23 protein-coding genes are annotated in these 23,351 nt (G+C 54.2%); 12 read left to right on the top strand and 11 right to left on the bottom strand.

Features of this window, described 5'->3' with window-relative positions:
- Positions 1-109 precede the first annotated feature (109 nt).
- Positions 110-1,738 (bottom strand): ABC transporter substrate-binding protein, encoded by a 1,629-nt coding sequence (locus CKK19_RS04915; RefSeq protein ID WP_022647664.1) that lies wholly within the window; start codon positions 1,736-1,738, stop codon positions 110-112.
- Positions 1,739-2,008: 270 nt separating this feature from the next.
- Between CKK19_RS04915 and yccA the strand changes: the two genes are divergently transcribed.
- On the top strand, positions 2,009-2,668 hold the full coding sequence (gene yccA, locus CKK19_RS04920) for an FtsH protease modulator YccA (RefSeq protein WP_003858127.1): 660 nt from the start codon (positions 2,009-2,011) through the stop codon (positions 2,666-2,668).
- A gap of 88 nt (positions 2,669-2,756) precedes the next feature.
- A complete protein-coding gene (tusE, locus tag CKK19_RS04925) occupies positions 2,757-3,086 on the top strand; it encodes a sulfurtransferase TusE (RefSeq protein ID WP_003858129.1) in 330 nt (109 codons plus the stop codon).
- On the opposite strand, the gene yccX is transcribed toward tusE, so the two are convergent.
- Positions 3,083-3,364, bottom strand: coding sequence for an acylphosphatase (gene yccX, locus CKK19_RS04930; RefSeq protein ID WP_003858131.1), 282 nt, complete (start codon positions 3,362-3,364; stop codon positions 3,083-3,085). The two genes, tusE and yccX, sit on opposite strands and share 4 nt — an antisense overlap.
- Positions 3,365-3,457: 93 nt before the next feature.
- Here yccX and rlmI point away from each other — a divergent pair, with 93 nt between their 5' ends.
- Both rlmI and hspQ read left to right on the top strand, forming a co-directional pair.
- Positions 3,458-4,648, top strand: coding sequence for a 23S rRNA (cytosine(1962)-C(5))-methyltransferase RlmI (gene rlmI / locus CKK19_RS04935; RefSeq protein ID WP_225455043.1), 1,191 nt, complete (start codon positions 3,458-3,460; stop codon positions 4,646-4,648).
- A gap of 60 nt (positions 4,649-4,708) precedes the next feature.
- Positions 4,709-5,026, top strand: coding sequence for a heat shock protein HspQ (hspQ, locus tag CKK19_RS04940; protein WP_003858136.1), 318 nt, complete (start codon positions 4,709-4,711; stop codon positions 5,024-5,026).
- A 32-nt stretch (positions 5,027-5,058) separates the two neighbouring features.
- Here the strand turns inward: hspQ and CKK19_RS04945 are convergent, their stop codons facing one another.
- Complete coding sequence (locus CKK19_RS04945; RefSeq protein ID WP_006809337.1) at positions 5,059-5,472, bottom strand: CoA-binding protein; 414 nt, start codon at positions 5,470-5,472, stop codon at positions 5,059-5,061.
- Positions 5,473-5,643: 171 nt separating this feature from the next.
- Here CKK19_RS04945 and csgI point away from each other — a divergent pair, with 171 nt between their 5' ends.
- The gene (gene csgI, locus CKK19_RS04950) at positions 5,644-6,306 is read left to right on the top strand and encodes a curli synthesis inhibitor (RefSeq protein ID WP_023305822.1); all 663 of its coding nucleotides are present in this window, start codon (positions 5,644-5,646) and stop codon (positions 6,304-6,306) included.
- Between the two features lie 80 nt (positions 6,307-6,386).
- Entirely contained in the window at positions 6,387-6,845 is a 459-nt protein-coding gene (gene mgsA, locus CKK19_RS04955) for a methylglyoxal synthase (RefSeq protein WP_003858146.1), read from the top strand.
- A gap of 53 nt (positions 6,846-6,898) precedes the next feature.
- Here the strand turns inward: mgsA and helD are convergent, their stop codons facing one another.
- Complete coding sequence (helD, locus tag CKK19_RS04960; RefSeq protein ID WP_063854160.1) at positions 6,899-8,953, bottom strand: DNA helicase IV; 2,055 nt, start codon at positions 8,951-8,953, stop codon at positions 6,899-6,901.
- 122 nt (positions 8,954-9,075) lie between these two features.
- On the opposite strand from helD, the gene CKK19_RS04965 reads away from it, so the two are divergent.
- The gene (locus CKK19_RS04965) at positions 9,076-9,522 is read left to right on the top strand and encodes a YccF domain-containing protein (RefSeq protein ID WP_022647660.1); all 447 of its coding nucleotides are present in this window, start codon (positions 9,076-9,078) and stop codon (positions 9,520-9,522) included.
- Positions 9,523-9,540: 18 nt separating this feature from the next.
- Complete coding sequence (gene yccS / locus CKK19_RS04970; RefSeq protein ID WP_023299744.1) at positions 9,541-11,703, top strand: YccS family putative transporter; 2,163 nt, start codon at positions 9,541-9,543, stop codon at positions 11,701-11,703.
- Here the strand turns inward: yccS and CKK19_RS04975 are convergent.
- A complete protein-coding gene (locus CKK19_RS04975; RefSeq protein ID WP_023299743.1) occupies positions 11,660-12,286 on the bottom strand; it encodes a TfoX/Sxy family DNA transformation protein in 627 nt (208 codons plus the stop codon). The genes yccS and CKK19_RS04975 overlap by 44 nt on opposite strands.
- Positions 12,287-12,503: 217 nt before the next feature.
- Between CKK19_RS04975 and sulA the strand changes: the two genes are divergently transcribed.
- Positions 12,504-13,013, top strand: coding sequence for an SOS-induced cell division inhibitor SulA (gene sulA, locus CKK19_RS04980; protein WP_026094322.1), 510 nt, complete (start codon positions 12,504-12,506; stop codon positions 13,011-13,013).
- Positions 13,014-13,369: 356 nt separating this feature from the next.
- Positions 13,370-14,422, top strand: coding sequence for a porin OmpA (gene ompA / locus CKK19_RS04985; protein ID WP_017694761.1), 1,053 nt, complete (start codon positions 13,370-13,372; stop codon positions 14,420-14,422).
- Between the two features lie 65 nt (positions 14,423-14,487).
- On the opposite strand, the gene matP is transcribed toward ompA, so the two are convergent.
- Complete coding sequence (gene matP, locus CKK19_RS04990; protein WP_006809347.1) at positions 14,488-14,940, bottom strand: macrodomain Ter protein MatP; 453 nt, start codon at positions 14,938-14,940, stop codon at positions 14,488-14,490.
- A gap of 186 nt (positions 14,941-15,126) precedes the next feature.
- On the opposite strand from matP, the gene CKK19_RS04995 reads away from it, so the two are divergent.
- Both CKK19_RS04995 and fabA read left to right on the top strand, forming a co-directional pair.
- A complete protein-coding gene (locus tag CKK19_RS04995; protein ID WP_063854161.1) occupies positions 15,127-16,887 on the top strand; it encodes an AAA family ATPase in 1,761 nt (586 codons plus the stop codon).
- 68 nt (positions 16,888-16,955) lie between these two features.
- The gene (gene fabA, locus CKK19_RS05000) at positions 16,956-17,474 is read left to right on the top strand and encodes a bifunctional 3-hydroxydecanoyl-ACP dehydratase/trans-2-decenoyl-ACP isomerase (protein ID WP_000227926.1); all 519 of its coding nucleotides are present in this window, start codon (positions 16,956-16,958) and stop codon (positions 17,472-17,474) included.
- Positions 17,475-17,545: 71 nt separating this feature from the next.
- Here fabA and rmf read toward each other — a convergent pair whose 3' ends face one another.
- From rmf to CKK19_RS05025, 5 genes are all read right to left on the bottom strand, one after another.
- Positions 17,546-17,713 carry a ribosome modulation factor gene (rmf, locus tag CKK19_RS05005; protein ID WP_003858162.1) on the bottom strand — a complete coding sequence of 56 codons (168 nt, stop codon included), beginning with the start codon at positions 17,711-17,713 and terminating at the stop codon, positions 17,546-17,548.
- A gap of 254 nt (positions 17,714-17,967) precedes the next feature.
- Positions 17,968-18,534 carry a membrane integrity-associated transporter subunit PqiC gene (gene pqiC, locus CKK19_RS05010; RefSeq protein ID WP_022647654.1) on the bottom strand — a complete coding sequence of 189 codons (567 nt, stop codon included), beginning with the start codon at positions 18,532-18,534 and terminating at the stop codon, positions 17,968-17,970.
- Positions 18,531-20,171 (bottom strand): intermembrane transport protein PqiB, encoded by a 1,641-nt coding sequence (pqiB, locus tag CKK19_RS05015; RefSeq protein ID WP_022647653.1) that lies wholly within the window; start codon positions 20,169-20,171, stop codon positions 18,531-18,533. The genes pqiC and pqiB overlap by 4 nt, the downstream gene beginning before the upstream one ends.
- A gap of 4 nt (positions 20,172-20,175) precedes the next feature.
- On the bottom strand, positions 20,176-21,429 hold the full coding sequence (gene pqiA / locus CKK19_RS05020) for a membrane integrity-associated transporter subunit PqiA (protein ID WP_022647652.1): 1,254 nt from the start codon (positions 21,427-21,429) through the stop codon (positions 20,176-20,178).
- 13 nt (positions 21,430-21,442) lie between these two features.
- Complete coding sequence (locus CKK19_RS05025) at positions 21,443-23,350, bottom strand: ABC transporter ATP-binding protein (protein WP_225455044.1); 1,908 nt, start codon at positions 23,348-23,350, stop codon at positions 21,443-21,445.
- Between the last annotated feature and the right edge of the window lies 1 nt (position 23,351).

Below are 23,351 nucleotides of genomic sequence, written 5' to 3' on the forward strand. Positions count from 1 at the left end.
TGTAAAGGGTGCGCGCATTCGTTCGCTTTAAAAATAGCCAAAATGCGTTTAATCGGTTGAATAGACAACAGATTGGCCGTTTTACCAGCATAATATCCACCGCGGATCGTTAGTGCTTTTTGATGTACATATCTTTGGTGTAGTAGTAGCCAAGCTTATCCGGCGTGAAGCCCCCTACCCACGGTTTCACCAGGTGCGTGCGCACGTAGTGATAGACAGGGATCGCCGGCACATCGCGCCCCAGCAGATCTTCTGCCTGCTGGTAGAACTTACCGCGCTCCTCCGCCGTTTTCGCCTTCGCCGCATTCACCAGAGCCAGATCGTATTCCGGATTGCTGTACTGAGTGGTGTTTTGGCTGTCACCGGTACGGAAGTTATTCAGGAAGGTTGCGGCGTCATCGTAATCAGCAATCCAGGCGTAGCGCACCGCGTCAAAGTTATGGGTGTGCATGGTATCAAGCATGGTTTTCCACTCCTGGTTTTGCAGCTTCGCCTCTACGCCGAGGTTCTTCTTCCACATCGAGCTGGCGGCAATCGCAATACGCTGGTGCGATTCCGAGGTGTTATAGAGGAGATTAAAGCTGAGCGGATGGCTGTCGTTAAATCCGGCTTCGGCCAGCAGTTTTTTCGCCTCGGCAATGCGTTTATCCATCGGCCAGCTGGCGTAATCAGGGTTCTGTAACTTGACGCCGCCAATATCCGGCTGGCTGATGAGCCATGCCGGGCGTTGCCCCTGCCCTAAAACTTTCCCGGCGATAATATCTTTATCCAGCGCCAGATTCAGCGCCTTACGCACGCGGGCGTCGCTGAACGGCGGCCGGGTGGTGTTGAATTCGTAATAATAGGTGGCAAGCTGCGGCGATACGTCCAGCTCGTTCCCCAGCGTTTTCTTCAGCTGAGCAAACTGGTTGATCGGCACCGTGTAGGCGATGTCGATTTCGCCCGCTTTGTAGCGGTTGACGTCAGCGGCTTCGGAGGAAATGGGCAGATAGGTCACCTTGTTGATGACGGTATGTGCGTTATCCCAGTATTTCGGGTTTCGCACCGCCACAATGCGTTCGTTCACCACCCACTGTGACAGTTTATAGGCCCCGCTGCTGACGAAGTGCTCCGGTTTGGTCCACTTATCACCGAAACGACCTACCAGGACTTTATCTATCGGCACCAGAGACGGGTGAGCCAGCATCGCCAGGAAAGCAGCATTTGGCTGGGTGAGCGTCACTTCCAGCGTGGTGTCATTGATGGCTTTCACGCCCAGCGACTCGGGTGCTTTTTTGCCTTCTGCGATATCAGTGCCGTTGACGATACGCATACTGCCGGGATAGCTGGCATACGGAGAGACGGTTTTCGGGTCGACCAGTCGCTGCCAGCTCCAGACAATATCTTCCGCGGTGATGGGGGTGCCATCGCTCCAGGTTATGCCCGGGCGCAGATGGAAAGTCCAGACGGTGTTATCTTTATTTTCCCATTTCTCCGCCAGGCGCGGCTGGATTTCACCTGCCGGAGAGACGCTGACCAGCCCGTCGAATAAATCGCTGATAATATTGAATTCGACATCGCTTTCGACTTTATGCGGGTCGAGCGAGGCGGGTTCACTGCCGTTGTTCCTGACCAGTTCCTGCTTATCTGCCAGCTGGGTTCCTGCTGGCACGTTAGCCGCCCAGGTTGCCGTGCTGGCGCACAGGACCCCTGCGGTTAACAAAGAGAGCGTAAAGTGCATGCGTGTTTGTGGTTTCATTTCCTTCGCCTTATTGTCTGTTTTTATGACGATCCGGAAATAACTCTTAGCGGCCTTAGGGAAATAACGCAATATTTTTCAGTGACCTATAAGAGGTTGATCTGAATACGCCTTGCATACCGCACTTCATTCTGAGTACAAAGGCTTTACCAGAATAAAAAACCAGCATAATCCCTAAGGGGCTGAGTAAAGATGGGTAAAACCACTTTGCGTCTGCCGCGCCGTTTCCTATTCTTTGCGCTAATTACATCTGTCATAAGAGAGTGACTCATGGATCGTATAATTACTTCTTCACGCGACCGCACATCGCTACTCAGCACCCATAAGGTGCTGCGCAATACCTATTTCATGCTCAGCCTGACGCTGGCGTTTTCGGCGATCACCGCGACGGCCAGCACCGTACTGATGCTGCCTTCTCCGGGCCTGATCCTGACGCTGGTGGGTATGTATGGTCTGATGTTCCTGACCTATAAAACCGCGGATAAACCGGTGGGTATTCTCTCCGCTTTCGCCTTCACCGGCTTCCTGGGCTACATCCTGGGGCCAATCCTGAACGCCTATCTGTCTGCCGGAATGGGCGACGTGATTGGTATGGCGCTGGGCGGTACCGCGCTGGTGTTCTTCTGCTGCTCGGCCTACGTGCTGACCACCCGTAAGGACATGTCCTTCCTCGGCGGTATGCTGATGGCGGGTATCGTGATTGTGCTGGTCGGTATGCTGGCGAACATCTTCCTGCAATTGCCTGCTCTGCATCTGGCAATCAGCGCGGTGTTTATCCTGATTTCATCCGGCGCAATCCTGTATGAAACCAGCAACATCATTCACGGCGGTGAGACGAACTATATCCGCGCCACCGTGAGCCTGTATGTGTCGCTGTACAATATTTTTGTCAGCCTGCTGAGTATCCTGGGCTTCGCCAGCCGCGATTAACTCACCGTGCTGTGAACAAAGCCCCGCTTATGCGGGGCTTTGTTTTTTTGGTAGACTGAGGCGGTTTTTGACAAACGCGTGAATGAATATGTTGAGTTTTGAAGGCAAAGAGATCGAAACCGATAACGACGGTTATCTGAAAGAGAGCAGCCAGTGGAGCGAAGCGCTGGCGGAGAAAATTGCGGAAAACGAAGGAATTACCCTCTCCCCGGAACACTGGGAAGTGGTGCGCTTTGTGCGCGAATTCTACCTCGAATTCAACACCTCTCCGGCTATCCGCATGCTGGTCAAAGCCATGGCGAATAAATTTGGCGAAGAGAAAGGCAACAGCCGTTATCTGTATCGCCTGTTTCCGAAAGGCCCGGCTAAACAGGCGACAAAAATTGCCGGCCTGCCAAAGCCGGTAAAATGCATTTAATAGCGAATACTGAAGTCAGCGTATTCCCGGCCGGGTTGATGCGGTTCCGTTAGCACCTTATCAACCCGCGCGCTGCGCGGTCCGCCCGCTTTCAGCCACGCCACCAGCTTCTCTACCCGATCCGCCTCACCGCAGGCCACAACCTCCACGCTGCCATCATCCATGTTACGCGCATACCCCGTCAGTCCGAGCTGAAGGGCTTCGCGCTGGGTGCTGTAGCGGAATCCGACGCCCTGTACAAGGCCATGGACCCAGGCAATGGTGCATACATTTGACATCATCCTTCTCCTTATCCGACTGGCGCGTTGCATTTCCTCGCTGAAGTCGGGAAAATGGCGGCCATTTCATTGGAATCGACAGAATAGCAAATTATGAGTGTACGTTTAGTGTTAGCCAAAGGGCGCGAGAAGTCATTACTGCGCCGCCATCCCTGGGTCTTTTCCGGCGCGGTTGCCCGCATGGAAGGTAAAGCCAGCCTCGGTGAAACCATCGATATTGTTGACCATCAGGGGAAATGGTTAGCACGCGGCGCATACTCGCATGCATCTCAGATCCGCGCGCGCGTCTGGACGTTCGATAAAGAAGAAGCCATCGATATCGACTTCTTTGTCCGTCGTCTGCAACAGGCGCAGCAGTGGCGCGAGTGGCTGGCAAAGCGTGACGGGCTGGACAGCTATCGTCTGATTGCCGGTGAATCCGACGGGCTGCCGGGCGTGACCATTGACCGCTTCGGCAATTTCCTGGTGTTGCAGCTGCTGAGCGCCGGGGCGGAATACCAGCGTGCCGCGCTAATTAGCGCCCTGCAAACCCTGTTCCCGGAATGTGCCATTTACGACCGCAGCGACGTGGCGGTACGTAAAAAAGAGGGCATGGAGCTGACGCAGGGCCCGGTCACCGGCGAACTGCCGCCTGCCCTGCTGCCTATCGAGGAGCACGGCATGAAGCTGCTGGTGGACATCCAGGGCGGCCATAAGACCGGTTATTATCTCGACCAGCGTGACAGCCGTCTGGCAACGCGCCAGTACGTTGCCGATAAGCGCGTGCTGAACTGCTTCTCCTATACCGGCGGCTTTGCGGTCTCTGCCCTGATGGGCGGCTGTGCCCAGGTTGTGAGCGTCGACACCTCACAGGAAGCGCTGGATGTGGCGAAACAGAACGTTGAGCTGAACAAGCTGGATCTGAGCAAAGCGGAGTTTGTGCGCGACGACGTGTTCAAACTGCTGCGTAAATACCGCGACCAGGGCGAGAAATTTGACGTTATCGTGATGGACCCGCCGAAGTTTGTAGAAAATAAAAGCCAGCTGATGGGCGCCTGCCGTGGCTATAAAGACATCAACATGCTGGCGATCCAGCTGCTGAACCCGGGTGGCGTTCTGCTGACGTTCTCCTGCTCTGGCCTGATGACGACAGATTTATTCCAAAAAATCATCGCCGATGCCGCAATAGATGCGGGTCGTGATGTACAATTTATAGAGCAGTTCCGTCAGGCCGCCGATCACCCGGTGATCGCTACCTACCCGGAAGGGCTGTATCTGAAAGGGTTTGCCTGTCGCGTCATGTAACTTGAAAAGAGAAATATTGCCCGCACATAGTGTGTATGTAATGTTTCCCGGGAGGTGACTATGATTGCCAGCAAATTCGGTATCGGCCAGCAGGTCCGCCACACCTTGCTTGGATATTTGGGTGTGGTCGTGGATATCGACCCGGAGTATTCCCTTGATGAACCGTCAGCAGACGATCTGGCCGTAGACGCAGAGCTTCGCGCCGCGCCCTGGTATCATGTGGTTATGGAGGGCGACGATGGTCAGCCTGTCCATACCTATCTTGCCGAAGCGCAGCTGAGTGGTGAACTACAGGATGAGCATCCGGAACAACCCACTATGGACGAGCTTGCTCAGACCATCCGCAAACAGTTACAGGCGCCAAGACTGCGTAACTAAAGGTGTAAAAAAGCCCGTCAAGCGGGCTTTTTTTATTTTGCCAGCCCCAGACGGGGAATATCGATTGCCGGACAGCGATCCATCACCACCTTCAGCCCGGCATCACGCGCCAGCACGGCCGCCTGCTCATTAATCACGCCCAGCTGCATCCACAGCGTTTTCGCGCCGATGGCAATCGCCTCCTGCGCCACGCCCCAGGCTGCCTCTGAATTACGAAAAACGTCCACCATATCCACCTTTTCCGGCACGTCCGCGAGCGTCGCATAGCCCTGCTGACCCAGCAGTGTTTTCCCCGCCACCTTCGGCGAGACCGGGATCACGTGATATCCCTGGTCCAGAAGGTATTTCATGACCCGATAGCTTGGGCGATCCGGTTTATCGCTCGCGCCGACCAGCGCGATAGTGCGCGTGGACGTCAGAATCTCGACAATGTCGTTCTCTTTCATGCTGTTCCTCCTGGTTTTTTTCAAAGTGTACGTCAAAGCAGACATCTCAACCACGCATCCCATACAGAAGTATGAGGGCAAAACGGCAGAATATGTCTATATGTTAGTAAACGTGTTTATCGAAAAATTTTGATACATTCTTACCAGGTAGTTTGTCTACAGGAGTCTGCTATGAAAACCGGCATTGCCTGGGCTGTGGTTGCGTTAATCATGCCGGTTTGTGTTTTCGCAACCACCCTCAGACTCTCAACCGACATTGACCTGCTGGTGCTGGACGGGAAAAAAGTCTCCAGCTCCCTGCTGCGGGGCGCAGACAGCATCGAGCTGGATAATGGCCCGCATCAGGTGGTTTTTCGGGTTGAAAAGACGATTCGCCTCGCCGACAACGAACAGCAGGTGTACATTTCGCCTCCGCTGGTGGTCAGCTTTAATACCCAACGCATCAGCCAGGTCAATTTTCGTCTCCCGCACCTTGAGACAGAAAAAGAGTCACTGGCATTTGATGCCTCACCGCGCATTGAGCTGGTGGACGGGGATTCTATGCCCATCCCGGTAAAGCTGGATATCCTGGCGCTGACAAAAAGGCCAAAAGGAACAGATTACGAAGCGGACACGGAGATCTATAACAGAGCCAGCAGGCGCGCCTCCCTGCCCCAGTTCGCCACCATGATGGCGGATGACAGTACCCTGCTTTCGGGCGTATCGGAGCTGGATGTACTCCCTCCTCAGTCGCAGACCCTTACTGAGCAACGCCTCAAATTCTGGTTCCAGAATGCCGATCCGGACACGCGCGCCCGTTTTCTGCAATGGGCGAAACGACAACCTTCGTCGTAAGCCACATTTTTTCGTCCTTTCTCTTGCAGCATCAGTCAGTTCCCGTCATCGTGTAGCGAGGTAACCTCACGGATAAGATTATGGAACTGACAACACGCACACTTCCGGCGCGCAAGCACATTGCTCTGGTTGCGCACGATCACTGTAAACAAATGCTGCTTAACTGGGTTCGTCGCCATCAGCCTCTTTTACAGCATCATGCCCTTTCTGCCACGGGAACAACCGGCAACCTGATCCACCGCGAAACCGGTCTGGAAGTGAATGCCATGCTGAGCGGCCCGATGGGGGGTGACCAGCAGGTCGGCGCTCAGATTTCGGAAGGTAAAATTGACGTTCTGATATTCTTCTGGGATCCGCTGAACGCGGTTCCGCATGATCCGGACGTTAAAGCGCTGCTGCGTCTGGCGACGGTATGGAACATTCCGGTAGCCACCAATCTTTCAACGGCAGATTTCATCATTGAATCGCCGCAGTTTAACGATCCGGTGGAGATTTTGATCCCGGATTATCAGCGTTACCTTGCGGAGAGACTGAAGTAGTTTTTTGCCCGGTGGCGCTGCGCTTACCGGGCCTACAGAATTTGCCCGGCGCGTTACGGCTTTCTCGCCACCGGCACGTCAATACTTTTCAAAATATCGACAAACACCGACGGCTCCTCTTTGTTGAACAAGAGCCACACGCGATGGCGCGCGCGGGTTATCGCCACGTACAGTAAGCGCCGCTCCTCTGCATCCGGGAAATCTTCCGGAACAGGCAATAACGCCTCTTCCATCACGGATTCCCGCGCCGGTGCCGGGAATCCGTCACTCCCCTTTTTCAGCCCCACCACAATTACGTAGTCGGCCTGCTGCCCTTTACTGGCGTGAATGGTCATAAAATCGAGCTGTAGTTTTGGCCAGCGCGTCGCCGCTTTTTCCAGCGCCGTCGGCTTGAGGTGGTGATAACGCGCCAGGACCAGAATCCGTTCATCCGGTTTCGCATAGCCGCTCAGTTTATCCAGCAGCGGTTCCAGCTGATCGTCCGCCAGCAGCGTGACGGCCTTTTTATCCCCCGACGTCAGGCTGTTAAGCGGCTTCGACAGCTGATGCGGGTTCTGCTGAATAAAACGGTTGGCAATTTCACCAATCCGCGAGTTGAAGCGGTAGGTGGTGTCCAGATCGCTGCGATCGCCTTCCCCAAAATAGTGATGGAAGGCCGTCGTGAGGGAAAGTTGCGCCCCGCTGAAGCGGTAGATAGCCTGCCAGTCATCGCCCACGGCAAACAGCGACGTATGTTTATTCTGCGCCCGCAGCGCCGAAAGCAGCGCAGCGCGCTGCGGCGAGATATCCTGAAACTCATCCACCAGAATGTGTTTCCACGGACTGACGAAGCGCCCTTTCTCCAGAATGATAATGGCCTGATGGATTAGCCCGGAAAAATCGACCGCGTTTTCGTCTTTCAGCGCGGTTTTCCACGCTTTCAGCATCGGCGCCATTAGCTTTACCCGCTTAGAAAACACGGCGCGGATCGCTTCCGGTGCGCTTTCTATCATCTCCGCCTGAGAGCCGCCGTGCATGCGCATCAGGCTTACCCACCGGTCGAGACGAGAGCCCAGCCGGCGCGCCAGCTTTTCATCCTGCCAGAAGCTGCCCTCCGGCACCTCCCAGTTGAGTTCCTCTTCAAGCCACTGACGCCAACCTTTCGCCTGCGCCTTTTTTTCACTGCACTGCTGACGCCATGCCTTGATAAACAGCGCCTGGCGAGCCTGAGCATCATTCTCCAGCTTGCTGACAACAGGGACTTTTTTGCTGCCCTGTTGAATGATGTGTAAAGCGAGGGAGTGGAACGTGCGCGCCGAGATATCCTGGGTATGCAAACGCGCCTGAATGCGCTCATCCATCTCCTGCGCCGCCTTGCGACCAAAAGCCAGCAGCAAAATCTGGTCGGCAACTGCCTCGCCCGTTGTCAGAAGCCAGCCCGCGCGCGCCACCAGCACCGACGTTTTGCCGCTCCCTGCGCCTGCCAGCACCAGTAAAGAGTGCTCGCCATTCACCACTGCGCGCGCCTGAGCAGGATTGAGGGGCGATGATTCCACCGTACTGAAGAAATCGGCATATTGCGTAAGCATCGCCTCAGTCCAGGCCTGGTTATGCGCCAGACGGCTTTTCTCGATATCGCTAAGCCAGGCCTGACACTTCCGCCACGCATCGCGACAGTTATCAAATTCCTCAAGCCGCGCCACCGGTAAAGGCAATGCCGTCAGCGCCTGGGTGATTTTTTGCTGAAGCCCGGCGGTTTGCTGGCGCGTCAGCCACTTCTGCTGCGTATTGCTTAGCGCGATATCGTCCAGCACCTGATGCAGCACCTGTGCGGCAATCACGCTCATCTCCTGGCTCCACTGGTGCCAGCGCATGTTCAGATGATGGTGGAAGCGTTGGGTTTCCGCCCACTCGGTCCCGTGGAGTCGCACCACTTTCTCTGCCGGTAAAACGAACTCCAGCTCCCCCCATACCAGCCCTCGTTTACAGTGAATGGCCAGTAGCTGATTAAACGGAATAAGGTATTCGTGGCGTTCACCGGAGACTTTCACTCCCGCATTAAGAAGCACAACCTTGTCGTAAGGGTGCTGCGCCAGGCGTTTGCCCATTGAAGTTGCTTTCAGTTCCATATCCTGCCGGATCCACGAGGTCATAATTTGTCAGACAGTTTAACTGCCAGTTTTAAGGTGCTCCAGCCCAAAAAAACGTTACAATCACCGGGCGTTAATCACATCGAAGGAAATGAGGGTTTATGCGTACCGTTCTGAATGTGTTGAATTTTGTCCTTGGCGGTTTTGCCACCACCCTTTCCTGGCTTTTTGCCACCCTGGTGAGCATCGTGCTTATCTTCACCCTTCCGCTGACGCGCTCCTGCTGGGAAATCACCAAACTGTCCCTCGTTCCTTATGGAAATGAAGCCGTGCACGTGGATGAACTGGAGCCGGAAAGAAAAAATGCCCTGATGAATACCGGCGGCACGCTGCTGAATATTTTATGGCTAATCTTCTTTGGCTGGTGGCTGTGTCTGATGCATATCTTCGCCGGTATCGCCCAGTGCATTACGATTATTGGCATTCCGGTTGGCCTCGCTAATTTCAAAATTGCCACCATCGCCCTGTGGCCGGTAGGACGCCGAGTTGTTCCGGTCGAAGTCGCGCAAGCCGCGCGTGAAGCCAATGCCCGTCGTCGTTTTCAGTAATAAGGACTGGCCGCTCTCATGCTAAGCCCCCTGCTTCGTCGCTATACATGGAACAGTAACTGGCTGTATAACGTCAGGATATTTATCGCCCTCTGCGGCACCGTCGCTCTGCCGTGGTGGCTGAATGATGTGAAGCTCACCATCCCCCTCACGCTTGGGGTGGTGGCCGGCGCGCTGGCGGATCTCGACGACCGCCTGGCCGGTCGTTTGCGTAATCTGGTCATCACGCTGGTCTGCTTCTTTATTGCTTCCGCCTCCGTTGAGCTGCTTTTCCCGTGGCCCTGGCTGTTTGCCTTAGGGCTGACGGTGTCCACCAGCGGCTTCATTTTGCTCGGCGGCCTCGGGCAACGCTACGCCACTATCGCGTTTGGCGCCCTGCTGATTGCCATTTACACCATGCTGGGCGTCTCTCTTTACGATCAGTGGTATCAGCAACCGGTCCTGCTGCTATTGGGCGCTATCTGGTATAACCTGCTGACCTTAACCGGGCATCTTATTTTTCCGGTTCGTGCCTTACAGGACAACATTGCCCGCAGTTACGAACAGCTGGCCCACTATCTGGAGCTGAAATCCCGGCTGTTTGATCCGGATATCGAAGAGGACAGCCAGGCGCCCCTGTACGATCTGGCGCTGGCAAATGGCCAACTGGTCGCCACGCTGAATCAGACCAAAGCGTCTCTGCTCACCCGTCTGCGCGGCGATCGCGGTCAGCGCGGTACCCGGCGCACCCTGCACTACTACTTTGTTGCCCAGGATATTCACGAGCGCGCCAGCTCCTCGCATGTACAGTACGCTGATCTGCGCGAGAAATTCCGCTACAGCGACGTGATGTTCCGTTTCCAGCGTCTGCTGTCGATGCAGTCTCAGGCCTGCCAGCAACTTGCGCGCTCAATACTGCTGCGCACGCCCTATCAGCACGATCCTCGCTTTGAACGTGCATTCAGCCACCTGGATGCGGCGCTCGATCGCGTTCAGGCCAGTGGAACTTCGCCGGAACAGTTCAAAGCCCTGGGATTCCTGCTCAACAACCTGAGAGCCATCGATGCTCAGCTCGCCACCATTGAGTCTGAACAGGCGATGGCGATGCCGGGCAATGACGCTGACAACCAGCTTGCCGACGACAGTCTCAACGGTTTCAGCGATATATGGCTGCGCCTGAGCCGTCATTTTACGCCGGAATCCGCCCTCTTTCGCCATGCGGTAAGGATGTCGTTGGTACTGTGCGTTGGCTACGCGTTTATCCAGATAACAGGATTGCACCACGGCTACTGGATCCTGCTGACCAGCCTGTTCGTCTGCCAGCCGAACTATAACGCTACCCGCCATCGACTCGCGCTGCGTATTGTCGGGACGTTAGTCGGGGTCGCCATCGGGCTGCCGGTGCTCTATTTTGTACCCTCAGTAGAAGGGCAACTGATCCTGATTGTGATTACCGGGGTACTGTTCTTCGCCTTCCGCAATGTGCAGTACGCTCACGCCACAATGTTCATCACGCTGCTTGTGCTGCTCTGCTTCAATCTGCTGGGTGAAGGCTTTGAAGTGGCCCTCCCCCGTGTGATCGACACGCTGATCGGCTGCGCCATCGCCTGGGCGGCGGTGAGCTTTATCTGGCCGGACTGGCGTTTCCGAAATTTACCGCGCGTGTCCGACAGAGCAATGAACGCCAACTGCCGCTATCTGGACGCCATACTTGAGCAATACCATCAGGGTCGCGATAACCGTCTGGCCTATCGGATTGCCCGTCGCGATGCGCATAACACTGACGCAGAGCTGGCTTCCGTTGTCTCGAATATGTCAACTGAGCCGCGCGCCACGGCAGAAATCCGGGAGACAGCCTTCCGCCTGCTGTGTCTGAACCACACGTTCACCAGCTATATCTCTACCCTTGGCGCCCACCGAGAGAAACTGACGAATCCGGGCATCCTGGCACTACTGGACGATGCCGTTTGCTACGTTGATGATGCGCTTCATCATCAACCTGCGGATGAGCCACGGGTTCACCAGGCACTGGATGAACTGGTGCAACGTATCGCACACCTTGATCCAGGCACCGACAACAAAGCTCCGCTGGTCCTTCAGCAAATTGGCCTGCTTATCGCTTTGCTGCCGGAAATTTGTCGGCTGCGACAGCAGATCGCTACCTGGCGGAATGATGGCCCTGCGACTCAGGCAGCGCATTAAACCACTCCGTAAGCTCCCGGCGGATATCCGCCGGGAGTGCCGCTTCATGTAACCCTTCAATCGCGCCTTCAAGCGCGAACAATACCCGGATACTCAGCGCTTTATTCTTAGAGCGCATTTTCAGCCAGCTCGTCTTCGCCCCCAACTGTCGTAGCGTCTCTTCATTGGTAATGCCCGCCTCCATAAGCAGGACCTCAATCTGAAAGGTCAGGTTCGGCAGATCTTTAAGCCGGTTACGCTGATGGCGCTGGTAGCGCTCTTTCCTGGCGGCATCGAGCGCAAACGAGGAGAGCTGAAGCAGTTTTTCCCTGTTTTGCCACAGACCTTCATCCACACGGTAGTAATTAAGCAGCACAGGACGTCCTCGTTTCATCAGGGTCAGAAAAGAAGAGGCGTTTTTTACACAGTATTTTGCACTTTGCTCACAGGCGCGAAGGTAAAGCTCACCGTCAGACACCATCGCGAACACCGCTTCATCCACGGCCAAGGTATAACCGCCAAACAGGGCGCGATGATGAATTTCGCCCAGCGGAGAGAGGTATTCTTGAGATTGATAAATCCGATCATAAGATATCTTTTTCATGATAATTCCATTAAAAATCATACAGTAACCACGATATTTCTTACTAACGGATCCGTTAGCAGGAAAATAGGCAACTTATTGCCGTTGGGCAAGATGATTTTTTCAGGTTCACCAGGAATGGATGAAATTTGCGAGTCGCTTTCCGAAAATGAGGTTGATCTTTATGCACACAGGGGTTACTGTATATCCATACAGTAACTACAGGGCTGGAATGAATATGTACACTTCAGGCTATGCAAATCACTTAACACCTTCCACTTCTGCCGCAGGCAATGCTGCGCAGAATTCTATCGGGCGTGTATCGACAGGGCTTATCAGTGAAGTGGTTTACCGTGAAGACCAGCCGCTGTTAACACAACTCTTACTCCTGCCGCTTTTGCAGCAGCTCGGGCAACAGTCTCGCTGGCAGCTCTGGCTGACGCCACAGCAAAAATTAAGTCGCGAATGGGTTCAGTCGGCTGGGCTGCCGTTAGCGAAGGTGATGCAGATTAATCAACTCTCCCCTTGCGATACGGTCGAGTCGATGGTCCGGGCATTACGTACCGGGAACTATAGCGTCGTGATTGGGTGGTTGCCTGAGGATCTGTCGCAAGAGGAACATTTGCGTCTGACTGAAGCGGCTGAAGAAGGTAACGCGATGGGTTTCATCATGCGGCCAGTTCGTGGAGATTCCTATCGCAGAGGACAACATCCCGGGCTAAAAATTCACTCAAATGTGTACCATTGAGTCATTTTAAGAGTTTTCCTGGAATTTTTTTCGACCGCAGTATGCAAAAAAAGTTCAACGCGCCAAAACTGCGGCAAGGCTTGTCTGACGCGGTTCTCGTTAATTTTACTGCACAAAATTCGTTCAAAAATTGTTAAATATTAGGTATACGGAACTTTTTTTTTCATATGCCTGACGGACTTCACACTTGTAAGTTTTCAGCTACGTTGTAGACTTTACATCGCCAGGGGTGCTCGGCCTAAGCCGAAGATATCGGTAGGTTTATATTTGACCACGCCCCCCGGTGAAGGATTTAACCGTGATTCCTCCGATGGAGATATTCATGGCAAATTTTGGATGATAACGAGGCGCAAAAAATGAAAAAGACAGCTATCGCGATTGCAGTGGCACTGGCTGGCTTCGCTACCGTAGCGCAGGCCGCTCCGAAAGATAATACCTGGTATGCAGGTGGTAAACTGGGCTGGTCTCAGTTCCATGACACCGGTTGGTACAACAGCAGCCTGAACAACGATGGCCCTACTCACGAGAGCCAGCTGGGTGCAGGTGCGTTCGGTGGCTATCAGGTTAACCCGTATGTTGGCTTTGAAATGGGTTACGACTGGTTAGGTCGTATGCCTTACAAAGGCGACAACGTAAATGGCGCTTTCAAAGCTCAAGGCGTACAGCTGACCGCTAAACTGGGTTACCCAGTAACTGACGATCTGGACGTGTACACCCGTCTGGGCGGCATGGTATGGCGTGCAGACTCCAGCAACAGCATCGCTGGTGACGACCACGACACTGGTGTTTCCCCAGTATTCGCTGGTGGCGTTGAGTGGGCAATGACCCGTGACATCGCTACCCGTCTGGAATACCAGTGGGTTAACAACATCGGTGACGGTGCTACCGTTGGTGTTCGTCCAGACAACGGCATGCTGAGCGTTGGTGTTTCTTACCGTTTCGGTCAGCAGGAAGATGCGCCAGTCGTAGCTCCAGCTCCGGCTCCAGCGCCAGAAGTACAGACCAAGCACTTCACTCTGAAGTCTGACGTTCTGTTCAACTTCAACAAAGCTACCCTGAAACCAGAAGGTCAGCAGGCACTGGATCAGCTGTACACCCAGCTGAGCAACCTGGATCCTAAAGACGGTTCTGTAGTGGTTCTGGGCTTCACCGACCGTATCGGTTCTGACGCTTACAACCAGGGTCTGTCTGAGAAACGTGCTCAGTCTGTAGTTGATTACCTGGTATCTAAAGGTATCCCAGCTAACAAGATCTCCCCACGTGGTATGGGCGAATCTAACCCAGTTACCGGTTCTACCTGTGACAACGTGAAACCACGCGCTGCACTGATCGACTGCCTGGCACCAGATCGTCGCGTAGAGATCGAAGTTAAAGGTATCAAAGACGTTGTAACTCAGCCTGCGGCATAAGTTATCGTCTTATAAAAAAACCCCGCCATGCGGGGTTTTTTATTATCTGAAGAAAAGTAAAAAGCTTATTTTTTACCTAACAGTGCCTGTAGATCGTTTTTCAACGTCGACATCTGGCTGGCATACTTCTCTTTGTGCTCGGCATCTTCAATCAGCTGCACCACCGTTTCCGACAGGGTTTTCCCGCGCCGTTGCGCAAGCCCGGCCAGACGCTGCCAGACCATGAACTCCAGGTCGATGGATTTCTTACGGGTGTGCTGATGCTCGGCATTGAAATGCCGTTTACGACGAGCTCGGATAGTTTGCTTCATCCGGTTTAACAAGGCCGGATTAATGTGTTTCTCGATCCAGCCGTTGACCTGTACCGGTTCGTTTTCGAGGGTCAGCAACATATCCACAGCTTCTTGTGCCGCGCTGGCTTCGATGTAGCAGGTGATCAGCTCCCCTTCACGGTGCTTTTTGACCAGGTACTTCCATTTCCAGCCGCTTTCGAGGTTTTCCAGTTGTTGATATTTCATTGCGATCTCAGTGTTACCGTGTAACTCTGTTCAGAATATCAGTTTTTTGGCAATCTGCTGAAAAGAAATCATATCCTGTGAAACGTCGCAGGCGATCCGCATGATGAAAACCCGAATCCTGATTGGGCAGAGTGCGCCGCTTACGGTATACTCCACGGTTTTACTTCTGACTAAAAAACATCAACTTTGACCATTACGAAACTTGCATGGCGTGACCTGGTTCCGGATACCGAGAGCTATCAGGAGCTGTTTGCACAGCCAGACCTCACAAAAGAACACAAATTCATACTTAGCGAGACACAACCGCGTTTGCATTACGCGCTGGAGCAGATGTCATCCCCATGGGCTACATCTCCTTTCATGCTGCTCAAAGCCCCGGAAGAAGCCGAGTATCTGACGCTTCTCGGTGATGCCATGCGCCAGTTGCAGCCAAAAACGAATGCCGTTTTTGGTGGTCAGTATCATATTGCCGGACGCGACGTGACATTCGAACCTGCCACACAGGCAGATGGACTGTTCGCTGCAAAAGGCGAGGTGATCACCGCCAACTGGGTGGAAGCAGAACAGTTGTTCGGCTGCCTTCGTCAGTTCAATGGCGATGTTTCACTGCAACCCGGGCTGGTACACCGCGCTAATGGCGGCGTATTGCTCATCTCCCTTCGCACACTGCTTGCGCAGCCGCTGCTGTGGATGCGCCTGAAAACGGTGGTGACGCAGCAACGTTTTGACTGGGTAGGCTTCGACGATTCACGTCCTCTGCCTCTTTCCATTCCGTCTATGCCGCTGTCGCTGACCGTCGTGCTGACGGGTGACCGTGAATCCCTGGCTGACTTCCAGGAAATGGAGCCAGAACTCGCGGAGCAGGCGGTTTACAGCGAATTTGAAGACAATATTCAGATTGCAGATGCCGATGACATGGCGCAGTGGTGTCAGTGGGTTATGGCCGTGGCGGAACGTTTCGCGCTGCCCTCACCTGCCGAGGATGCGTGGCCGGGCTTAATCCGCGAGGCCGTACGCTACACCGGCGATCAGGAAACCCTGCCGCTCTGTCCGCTCTGGATCGGTAAACAACTGCGTGAAGTGGGCGTTATCAGCGGCAACGGTACGTTCAACGGTGAGCAACTGTGCCAGATGCTGGCCCAGCGTGAATGGCGCGAAGGCTATCTTGCTGACCGTATGCAGGATGAAATTCTGCTTGAACAGATTCTGGTGGAGACCGAAGGCGAACGTATCGGGCAAATCAATGCCTTGTCCGTCATCGAGTTCCCCGGGCACCCACGCGCCTTTGGTGAGCCTTCCCGTATCAGCTGTGTCGTACACATTGGTGACGGCGAATTTACCGATATCGAACGCAAGGCCGAACTGGGCGGAAACATTCATGCCAAAGGCATGATGATCATGCAGGCATTCCTGATGTCTGAACTTCAGCTCGAGCAGCAGATCCCCTTCTCTGCCTCGTTGACCTTTGAGCAGTCCTACAGTGAAGTCGACGGCGACAGCGCCTCAATGGCAGAGCTGTGCGCCGTGATCAGCGCGCTTGCAGACGTGCCGATTAACCAGAATATTGCGATTACCGGGTCCGTGGATCAGTTTGGCCGTGCCCAACCGGTGGGCGGACTGAATGAGAAAATCGAAGGCTTCTTCGCAATCTGCCAGCAGCGCGGTTTAAACGGCAAACAGGGCGTGATAATTCCGGCACCTAACGCTCGCCATTTGAGCCTGAGCCAGGCGATTCTGGATGCGGTAGAGCAGGAACAATTCACCGTCTGGGCCATCGAAGGGGTTGAGGATGCACTACCCTTACTGACAAACCTGGTCTGGGACGGCGAAGGCCAGACAACCCTGATGCAGACCATTCAGGAACGTATAGCTCAGGCGACACAGCAGGATGCTCGTCATCGTTATCCGTGGCCGTTACGCTGGTTGAGTTGGTTTAGTGCGAACTGATCGGACTTGTTCAGCGTACACGTGTTAGCTATCCTGCGTCCTTCACTAAAATAAGGCTTACTGAGAACATGGTAGATAAACGCGAATCCTATACTAAAGAAGACCTTCTTGCCTCTGGTCGCGGTGAACTGTTTGGCGCGAAAGGCCCGCAGTTACCAGCCCCAAATATGCTGATGATGGACCGTGTCGTGAAAATGACCGAAACCGGCGGCAACTTTGATAAGGGTTACGTAGAAGCAGAACTCGATATCAACCCGGACCTGTGGTTCTTCGGTTGCCACTTTATTGGCGATCCGGTAATGCCTGGCTGCCTGGGCCTCGATGCTATGTGGCAGCTGGTTGGCTTCTATCTGGGCTGGCTTGGCGGTGAAGGCAAAGGCCGTGCGCTGGGCGTAGGCGAAGTGAAATTCACCGGTCAGGTTCTGCCTACCGCGAAGAAAGTCACCTACCGTATCCATTTCAAACGCATCGTTAACCGCCGTCTGATTATGGGCCTGGCGGACGGTGAAGTGCTGGTTGATGGTCGTCTGATCTATACCGCGAACGACCTGAAAGTGGGTCTGTTCCAGGATACCTCCGCTTTCTGATAACGGCTTTTAGCCCCTTCCAGAAAGGCGAAACCTCCGCATTGCGGAGGTTTCTTTTTAAAGAGACGGTATCAAGCAAGTACTGCCCTGTCTCCGATGGCTTCTCGCCAGCCCCCTAGCCATTGGGACCTTTGATTCAGGGCCTGATAGGGACACATTTCTTTAGAACGTCCGGCGATGCCAGCCTGATAACCACGTTGATGAGCCCTTTCCAGGCGATCTCGTTTCTGTCTCTTCATGCCTCGTTTCCCTCATTCTTTTGTCTGGTGGAAAGAAAACAGTGGTTGCAATATGTGCAAGCACAGTTAACGAATACCCCGAATCTGCGTCAGCGTCAACGTTCAAAATTCATACGGGTGTCATATTTGTGAGCTACATGGAAGATCGTTTGTACAAAAAGTGTGATGCGGGACAAGTAACAACCTGAACGTAAAACGAAAAAAAAGCCGCAATCAGCAAGAAGCTGAGTGCGGCTTTCGTCGATGAATTTTACTTATGGCAGGCGGGAAATCTCTCTTGCTATAGTAGCCGACTCCTGTGCCCATCCCTGCGCAAGTACTTTCACCATTTCGTCATAGCCATCTTTCTGCTGCTTGAGTTCAAGATGGAAAGGACGCTTAATCAGCTGACCCTGGTGATTCAGCAGCCACTCCCCGCTGATAACAACGGCACCATCATAGCGGCCATGGAATCCCGTCACGTTAACATTCAGAGTGTCCTGATCGCTTCCCAGAGGCTGCGAGGCAACGACCCAACCGGGGAGCTGGCTGCTCAGATTCGCCACCAGCGTATTGCGTAGCTGCTGATCCAGCGGGCTGGCCCACAGGTTGTTGTTGGCGATTACGTACTGCACATCGCTGGTCTGGTAGACCACCCCGTTGCCCGCCAGGTAATCTGGCACGGCAACCTGCTCAACCCACAGCAGACGGCTGCCCTGCGAGGCGCTGCTCTGCGCCCCCGACTGCGCGCTTAACGGCAGCTGGTAGTAGCTTTTGTTATCGCTTCCAGAGCTACAGGCCGTTAATACCAGTGCGCCTGCGATGATTAGCCATTTTTTCATTGTTTCGCCCTCTTAGGCTCAGGATCCTTTTTATCTTTCGCTTCAAACACCAGCGCGTTGCTCTTTTCATTGAGCGTTTTCAGAACGGGCTGTAGCTCGCGTAAAACCTGATCAAGACGTTGCATATCCGCCACCATCTTGTTGTAGGCCGCTGAGCCCGGCTGGAAGCCCTGCATGCTGCGATTCAGTTCACGCAACGTTTTCTGCATATCCTGCGGCAGCTGCTGCATGGACTGGTTGGCCGTGATCTTGTTGATATTATCCAGGGTGGTTTGCAGACGTTGCATCGTCGCCTGGCTCTGATGCAGTGATCCCGTCGCAGCCTCAAGCATTGGATTCAGCGGCAGATTGTTGATCTTATCCAGCGTTTCCATCAGACGCTGTTGGATCTGCGCCAGGCCACTGCTGACCGTAGGAATGATTTTGTAGCCGCCAAATTCACGGACTCCCGTCATAGGTGGCGCTTTTGGATAGAAGTCCATATCGACATACAACGCCCCTGTCACCAGGTTGCCGGTTTTCAGCGAGCCACGCAGACCGCGATTCATCAGGTCGCTGATATGCTCCCCAATATCCTGATCCTCACCAATCTGGTTAATTAAACGCTCAGGCTCAATGCGTATCAGCACCGGAATACGATAATCATCATCAAGCATTTGCTTGAGTCCCGGAACAAAGTAAGGCACTTGCCCTACTGTACCCAGACGGATACCGCGGAACTCAACTGGCGCTCCTGGCTGCAAGCCGCGTACAGAGTCCTTAAAGAACATCAGATAATCGATGTGATCGGTATAGAGCGCATCCTGAATGCTTTTTTGATCGTCAAACAATCTGAAGGCGGTTTTTTCCGCCACCGGTTGTCCCAGATCTATACCTTCCGGCACGTCAAAACTGACGCCCCCACCAAACAGCGTGGTGAGTGAACCCATCTCAACGCGCATCCCCGCAGAGGTGAGATCCACAGCGATCCCACTGTCTTTCCAGAAACGAACGTTACTGGTCACCAGTCGGTCATTAGGCGCATTGATAAATAGCTGATAGCTGATGGTCCGTTTTTGCGGATCGAAGGTGCTCGTTTCAACCGAACCGACACGATACCCACGGAACAGCACCGGATCGCCCGGCGAGAGCTGGCCCGCTTTTTTGCTGTCCAGAATGACGCGGATCCCTTTTGCATCCGGTGGCGCAAGCGGCGGTGAATCCAGCAACTGATAGTTTGCTGGCTGGGCGCCTTTATTGCCGGGCTGGAGTTCAATGTAAGCCCCTGACAATAGCGTCCCTAAGCCGCTGATCCCTTCTCTTCCGACCTGCGGTTTCACCACCCAAAAAACGGAATCTTCATGGAGCAGTTTTTCCATGCCAGCATTCAGGCGGGCCTTAATTTCAACATGGGTTAAATCATCCGTCAGGGTCGCGCTTTCCACGACACCCACATCCACGCTGCGGCTCTTGATGGTGGTTTTTCCGCCCTCAATTCCCTCTGCATTGGTGGTAATTAGCGTGACTTCCGGTCCCTGATGGCTGTAATGATAAAACAGGATCCATGCACCGATCAGCGCGGTCACGATGGGGAAAATCCACACCGGCGACCAGTTTCTGACCTTCTGCACTTTAGCCTCTCCACTCTTATTTTCCATGCTCTTACTCTTCCTCATGGCTTGAATCGGGCTCACGATCCCACGATAAACGAGGGTCGAAGGTCATGGCCGCAAACATGGTCATAATGACGACCAAAGCAAACATCAGCGCTCCCATAGCGGGATAAATACTCATCAGCCCACCCATACGCACCAGCGCTGAGAGAACCGCAATCACGAACACGTCAATCATCGACCAGCGGCCAACAAATTCCACGACCTCATAAATCAGATGCATGCGCTCACTGTCACGCTTACCGTGCCCTTTTGCATCCCAGCAAAGCCAGGCAATGGCAATCATCTTTAAGGTCGGAACCATAATGCTGGCGAGAAATATGACGCCTGCAACAGGGTATGACCCTTCGCTCCACAGCAAAATCACCCCGGCAAGGATGGTCGAGGGCATTCTGTCGCCGAGCAGATCGGTGATCATGATCGGCAAAATATTGGCGGGCAGATAAAGCATGACAGAGGTCACCAGCAGCGCCATGGTCCATTGCAGGCTATTTTTGCGTCGGACGTGACCTTTTGTTTCACAGCGGGGACACACCTCGACATCCGCGGGCAGCACGGCGGTGCAGCAGGAGCAGGAGCGCAGCCCCTGACGGATACCCGGTACGCCCACCTTTACCGTCTGCGAGAGCGTCGGTGCCGGGGCAATATCGTCCCAGGTCCAGCGTCGGTCCACGCACTGGAAAGCGCGCAGTTGCAGCACGCAATACAGACACCACGGAATAAAGCTACTGCCAATCCCCACATCGCCGTAGGCCATCAGCTTCACGAAGCTGACCAGGATACCCGCCAGAAAAATTTCCGCCATCCCCCAGCTTTTCAGCTGGAACAGGATCCGCGCGAGTTTGATTTTAAGGGCGGTGGGCATCCTGACGCGATTGACCAGTAGCAGAATGACGACCAGGCAAAAAGCCGGGACTATCTGCACGAACAGAAGAAAGAAGGTGCCAAGGCTGGCGTAATCTTCCGAGAACATCACGCCTGGAATTTCCAGTAACTCCACCTGGCTTACCATCCCACCCACTTTCATAGAGATGAAAGGGAAGAGATTGGAGAGCAGTAACATGAACAGGGCTGCCAGCGCATAAGCCGTAGGACGCTGCCTTGGCGCGTCCCACTCGGTCGTCAGCGTAGCTCCGCAGCGCGGGCAGGCAGCCTTATGTCCGTGACCAAGCTCTGGCAACGCCACGAGCATATCGCATTGCGAGCATAAAATATGCCGATCGGCATGGTGCTGGTCACACATAGATTATCCCTGTTTATGCGCCGTTTTTCAGAGACTCAAGGTACTCCCAGCGCTCAAATGCCTCTTCCAGCGCCTGCTCGGCCTGGGAGAGTTCAGCCAATACTTTCTGAGTATAGTCGTGAGGCTGCGTAAAGAATGACGCATCAGCGACCTGAATTTGCAGTGCTTCCAGTGCCGCTTCCAGCTCTTCCAGACGCTGCGGCAGCCCTTCCAGCTCGCGCTGCAAGTTATAGCTCATTTTAGCAGGAGACTTTTTGACAGTTTCTGCTTTCACAACAACAGGTTCAGCGACATTTTTGGTCTTCGCCTGTTTTTGCGCCAGCGACTGCGATTGCTGTCCACGCGCGTCATGATAGCCGCCCACATATTGACCGATGCGTCCTTCGCCTTCGAAGATCCAGCACTCGGTCACGGTGTTATCGACAAATTGACGATCGTGGCTGACCAGCATCACGGTTCCCTGATAGCCATCAATCAACTCTTCCAGCAGTTCCAGCGTTTCGACATCCAGATCGTTCGTCGGTTCATCGAGAATCAGTAAGTTACTGGGTTTCAGGAACAGGCGCGCCAGTAAAAGACGGTTACGCTCACCGCCGGACAGCGCGCGCACAGGCGTCAGGGCGAGTTTTGGGTGGAACAGGAAGTCCTGAAGGTAGCCCAGCACGTGACGCGGCTTGCCGTTAACCATCACCTCCTGTTTACCCTCTGCGAGGTTGTCCATCACCGTACGGTCCGGATCCAGCTCTGCGCGATGCTGGTCAAAGTACGCTACTTCCAGCTTGGTACCACAGTGAATACGACCGCTGTCTGCCTGCAACTGGCCCAGCATCAGTTTCAACAGCGTGGTTTTGCCGCAGCCGTTTGGACCAATAAGCGCAATTTTGTCGCCACGCTGAACCTGTGCGGAGAAATCGTTCACCAGCACTTTGCCGTCAACCGAATAATTCACGTTCTCCATTTCGAAGACAATCTTGCCCGAGCGGGACGCCTCTTCCACCTGCATTTTGGCGCTACCTATGACTTCACGGCGTTCGCTACGTTCGCGGCGCATCGCCTTCAGGGCGCGAACGCGGCCTTCATTACGGGTACGACGCGCCTTGATGCCCTGACGGATCCATACCTCTTCCTGCGCCAGCTTGCGGTCGAACTCGGCGTTTTGCAGCTCTTCCACGCGCAGGTTCTCTTCTTTCTCCAGCAGATAGGTATCGTAATCGCCCGGATAGGTCACCAGCTTGCCGCGGTCGAGGTCGACAATGCGCGTGGCCATGTTGCGGATGAACGAACGGTCGTGGGAGATGAAGATAATGGTGCCATTGAAAGTTTTCAGGAACCCTTCCAGCCAGTCAATTGCTTCGATATCCAGGTGGTTCGTTGGTTCGTCCAGCAGCAGTACCTTAGGCCCGCTCACCAGGGCACGGCCCAGCGCGGCTTTACGCAGCCAGCCGCCGGAGAGCGCCGACAGCTCCATATCCGCTTCCAGGCCAAGCTGAGCCAGCACTTCGTTAATGCGGTTTTCCAGCTGCCACAGGCCGTGGTGATCGAGCATCTCCTGCACTTTTGCCAGCTCGTTGAGATTTTTGTCGCTCGGGTCGGTCATGACCAGATGCGAAATCTCGTGGTAGCGCTTGAGGTATTCCGCCTGCTCTGAAATTCCTTCAGCCACAAAATCGTACACGCTGCCGGTAACGTTACGCGGCGGATCCTGTTGCAGACGAGAGACGACCAGATCCTGCTCGTAAACAATACGGCCGTCGTCCAGCCCCTGCTCTCGGTTGAGGATTTTCATCAGCGTCGATTTACCTGCGCCGTTACGGCCGACCAGACAGACGCGCTCGTTATCTTCGATATGCAGCTCTGCATTATCGAGAAGCGGTGAGTCGCTGAAAGAGAGCCACGCGCCGTGCATACTAATTAAAGACATT

This window comes from Enterobacter sp. CCUG 70166 (assembly GCF_020224095.1).
In the GTDB taxonomy this organism is placed as follows: Bacteria; Pseudomonadota; Gammaproteobacteria; order Enterobacterales; family Enterobacteriaceae; genus Enterobacter; species Enterobacter intestinihominis.

Coding starts and splice junctions, on each gene's coding strand:
- pqiA (WP_022647652.1), bottom strand. CDS start 21,429: ATGTGTGACCAGCACCATGCCGATCGGCATATTTTATGCTCGCAATGC.
- tusE (WP_003858129.1), top strand. CDS start 2,757: ATGTTGAGTTTTGAAGGCAAAGAGATCGAAACCGATAACGACGGTTAT.
- helD (WP_063854160.1), bottom strand. CDS start 8,953: ATGGAACTGAAAGCAACTTCAATGGGCAAACGCCTGGCGCAGCACCCT.
- rlmI (WP_225455043.1), top strand. CDS start 3,458: ATGAGTGTACGTTTAGTGTTAGCCAAAGGGCGCGAGAAGTCATTACTG.
- pqiC (WP_022647654.1), bottom strand. CDS start 18,534: ATGAAAAAATGGCTAATCATCGCAGGCGCACTGGTATTAACGGCCTGT.
- rmf (WP_003858162.1), bottom strand. CDS start 17,713: ATGAAGAGACAGAAACGAGATCGCCTGGAAAGGGCTCATCAACGTGGT.
- fabA (WP_000227926.1), top strand. CDS start 16,956: ATGGTAGATAAACGCGAATCCTATACTAAAGAAGACCTTCTTGCCTCT.
- pqiB (WP_022647653.1), bottom strand. CDS start 20,171: ATGGAAAATAAGAGTGGAGAGGCTAAAGTGCAGAAGGTCAGAAACTGG.
- yccX (WP_003858131.1), bottom strand. CDS start 3,364: ATGTCAAATGTATGCACCATTGCCTGGGTCCATGGCCTTGTACAGGGC.
- matP (WP_006809347.1), bottom strand. CDS start 14,940: ATGAAATATCAACAACTGGAAAACCTCGAAAGCGGCTGGAAATGGAAG.
- sulA (WP_026094322.1), top strand. CDS start 12,504: ATGTACACTTCAGGCTATGCAAATCACTTAACACCTTCCACTTCTGCC.
- CKK19_RS04915 (WP_022647664.1), bottom strand. CDS start 1,738: ATGAAACCACAAACACGCATGCACTTTACGCTCTCTTTGTTAACCGCA.
- mgsA (WP_003858146.1), top strand. CDS start 6,387: ATGGAACTGACAACACGCACACTTCCGGCGCGCAAGCACATTGCTCTG.
- ompA (WP_017694761.1), top strand. CDS start 13,370: ATGAAAAAGACAGCTATCGCGATTGCAGTGGCACTGGCTGGCTTCGCT.
- CKK19_RS05025 (WP_225455044.1), bottom strand. CDS start 23,350: ATGTCTTTAATTAGTATGCACGGCGCGTGGCTCTCTTTCAGCGACTCA.
- CKK19_RS04975 (WP_023299743.1), bottom strand. CDS start 12,286: ATGAAAAAGATATCTTATGATCGGATTTATCAATCTCAAGAATACCTC.
- CKK19_RS04945 (WP_006809337.1), bottom strand. CDS start 5,472: ATGAAAGAGAACGACATTGTCGAGATTCTGACGTCCACGCGCACTATC.
- CKK19_RS04965 (WP_022647660.1), top strand. CDS start 9,076: ATGCGTACCGTTCTGAATGTGTTGAATTTTGTCCTTGGCGGTTTTGCC.
- csgI (WP_023305822.1), top strand. CDS start 5,644: ATGAAAACCGGCATTGCCTGGGCTGTGGTTGCGTTAATCATGCCGGTT.
- hspQ (WP_003858136.1), top strand. CDS start 4,709: ATGATTGCCAGCAAATTCGGTATCGGCCAGCAGGTCCGCCACACCTTG.
- yccS (WP_023299744.1), top strand. CDS start 9,541: ATGCTAAGCCCCCTGCTTCGTCGCTATACATGGAACAGTAACTGGCTG.
- yccA (WP_003858127.1), top strand. CDS start 2,009: ATGGATCGTATAATTACTTCTTCACGCGACCGCACATCGCTACTCAGC.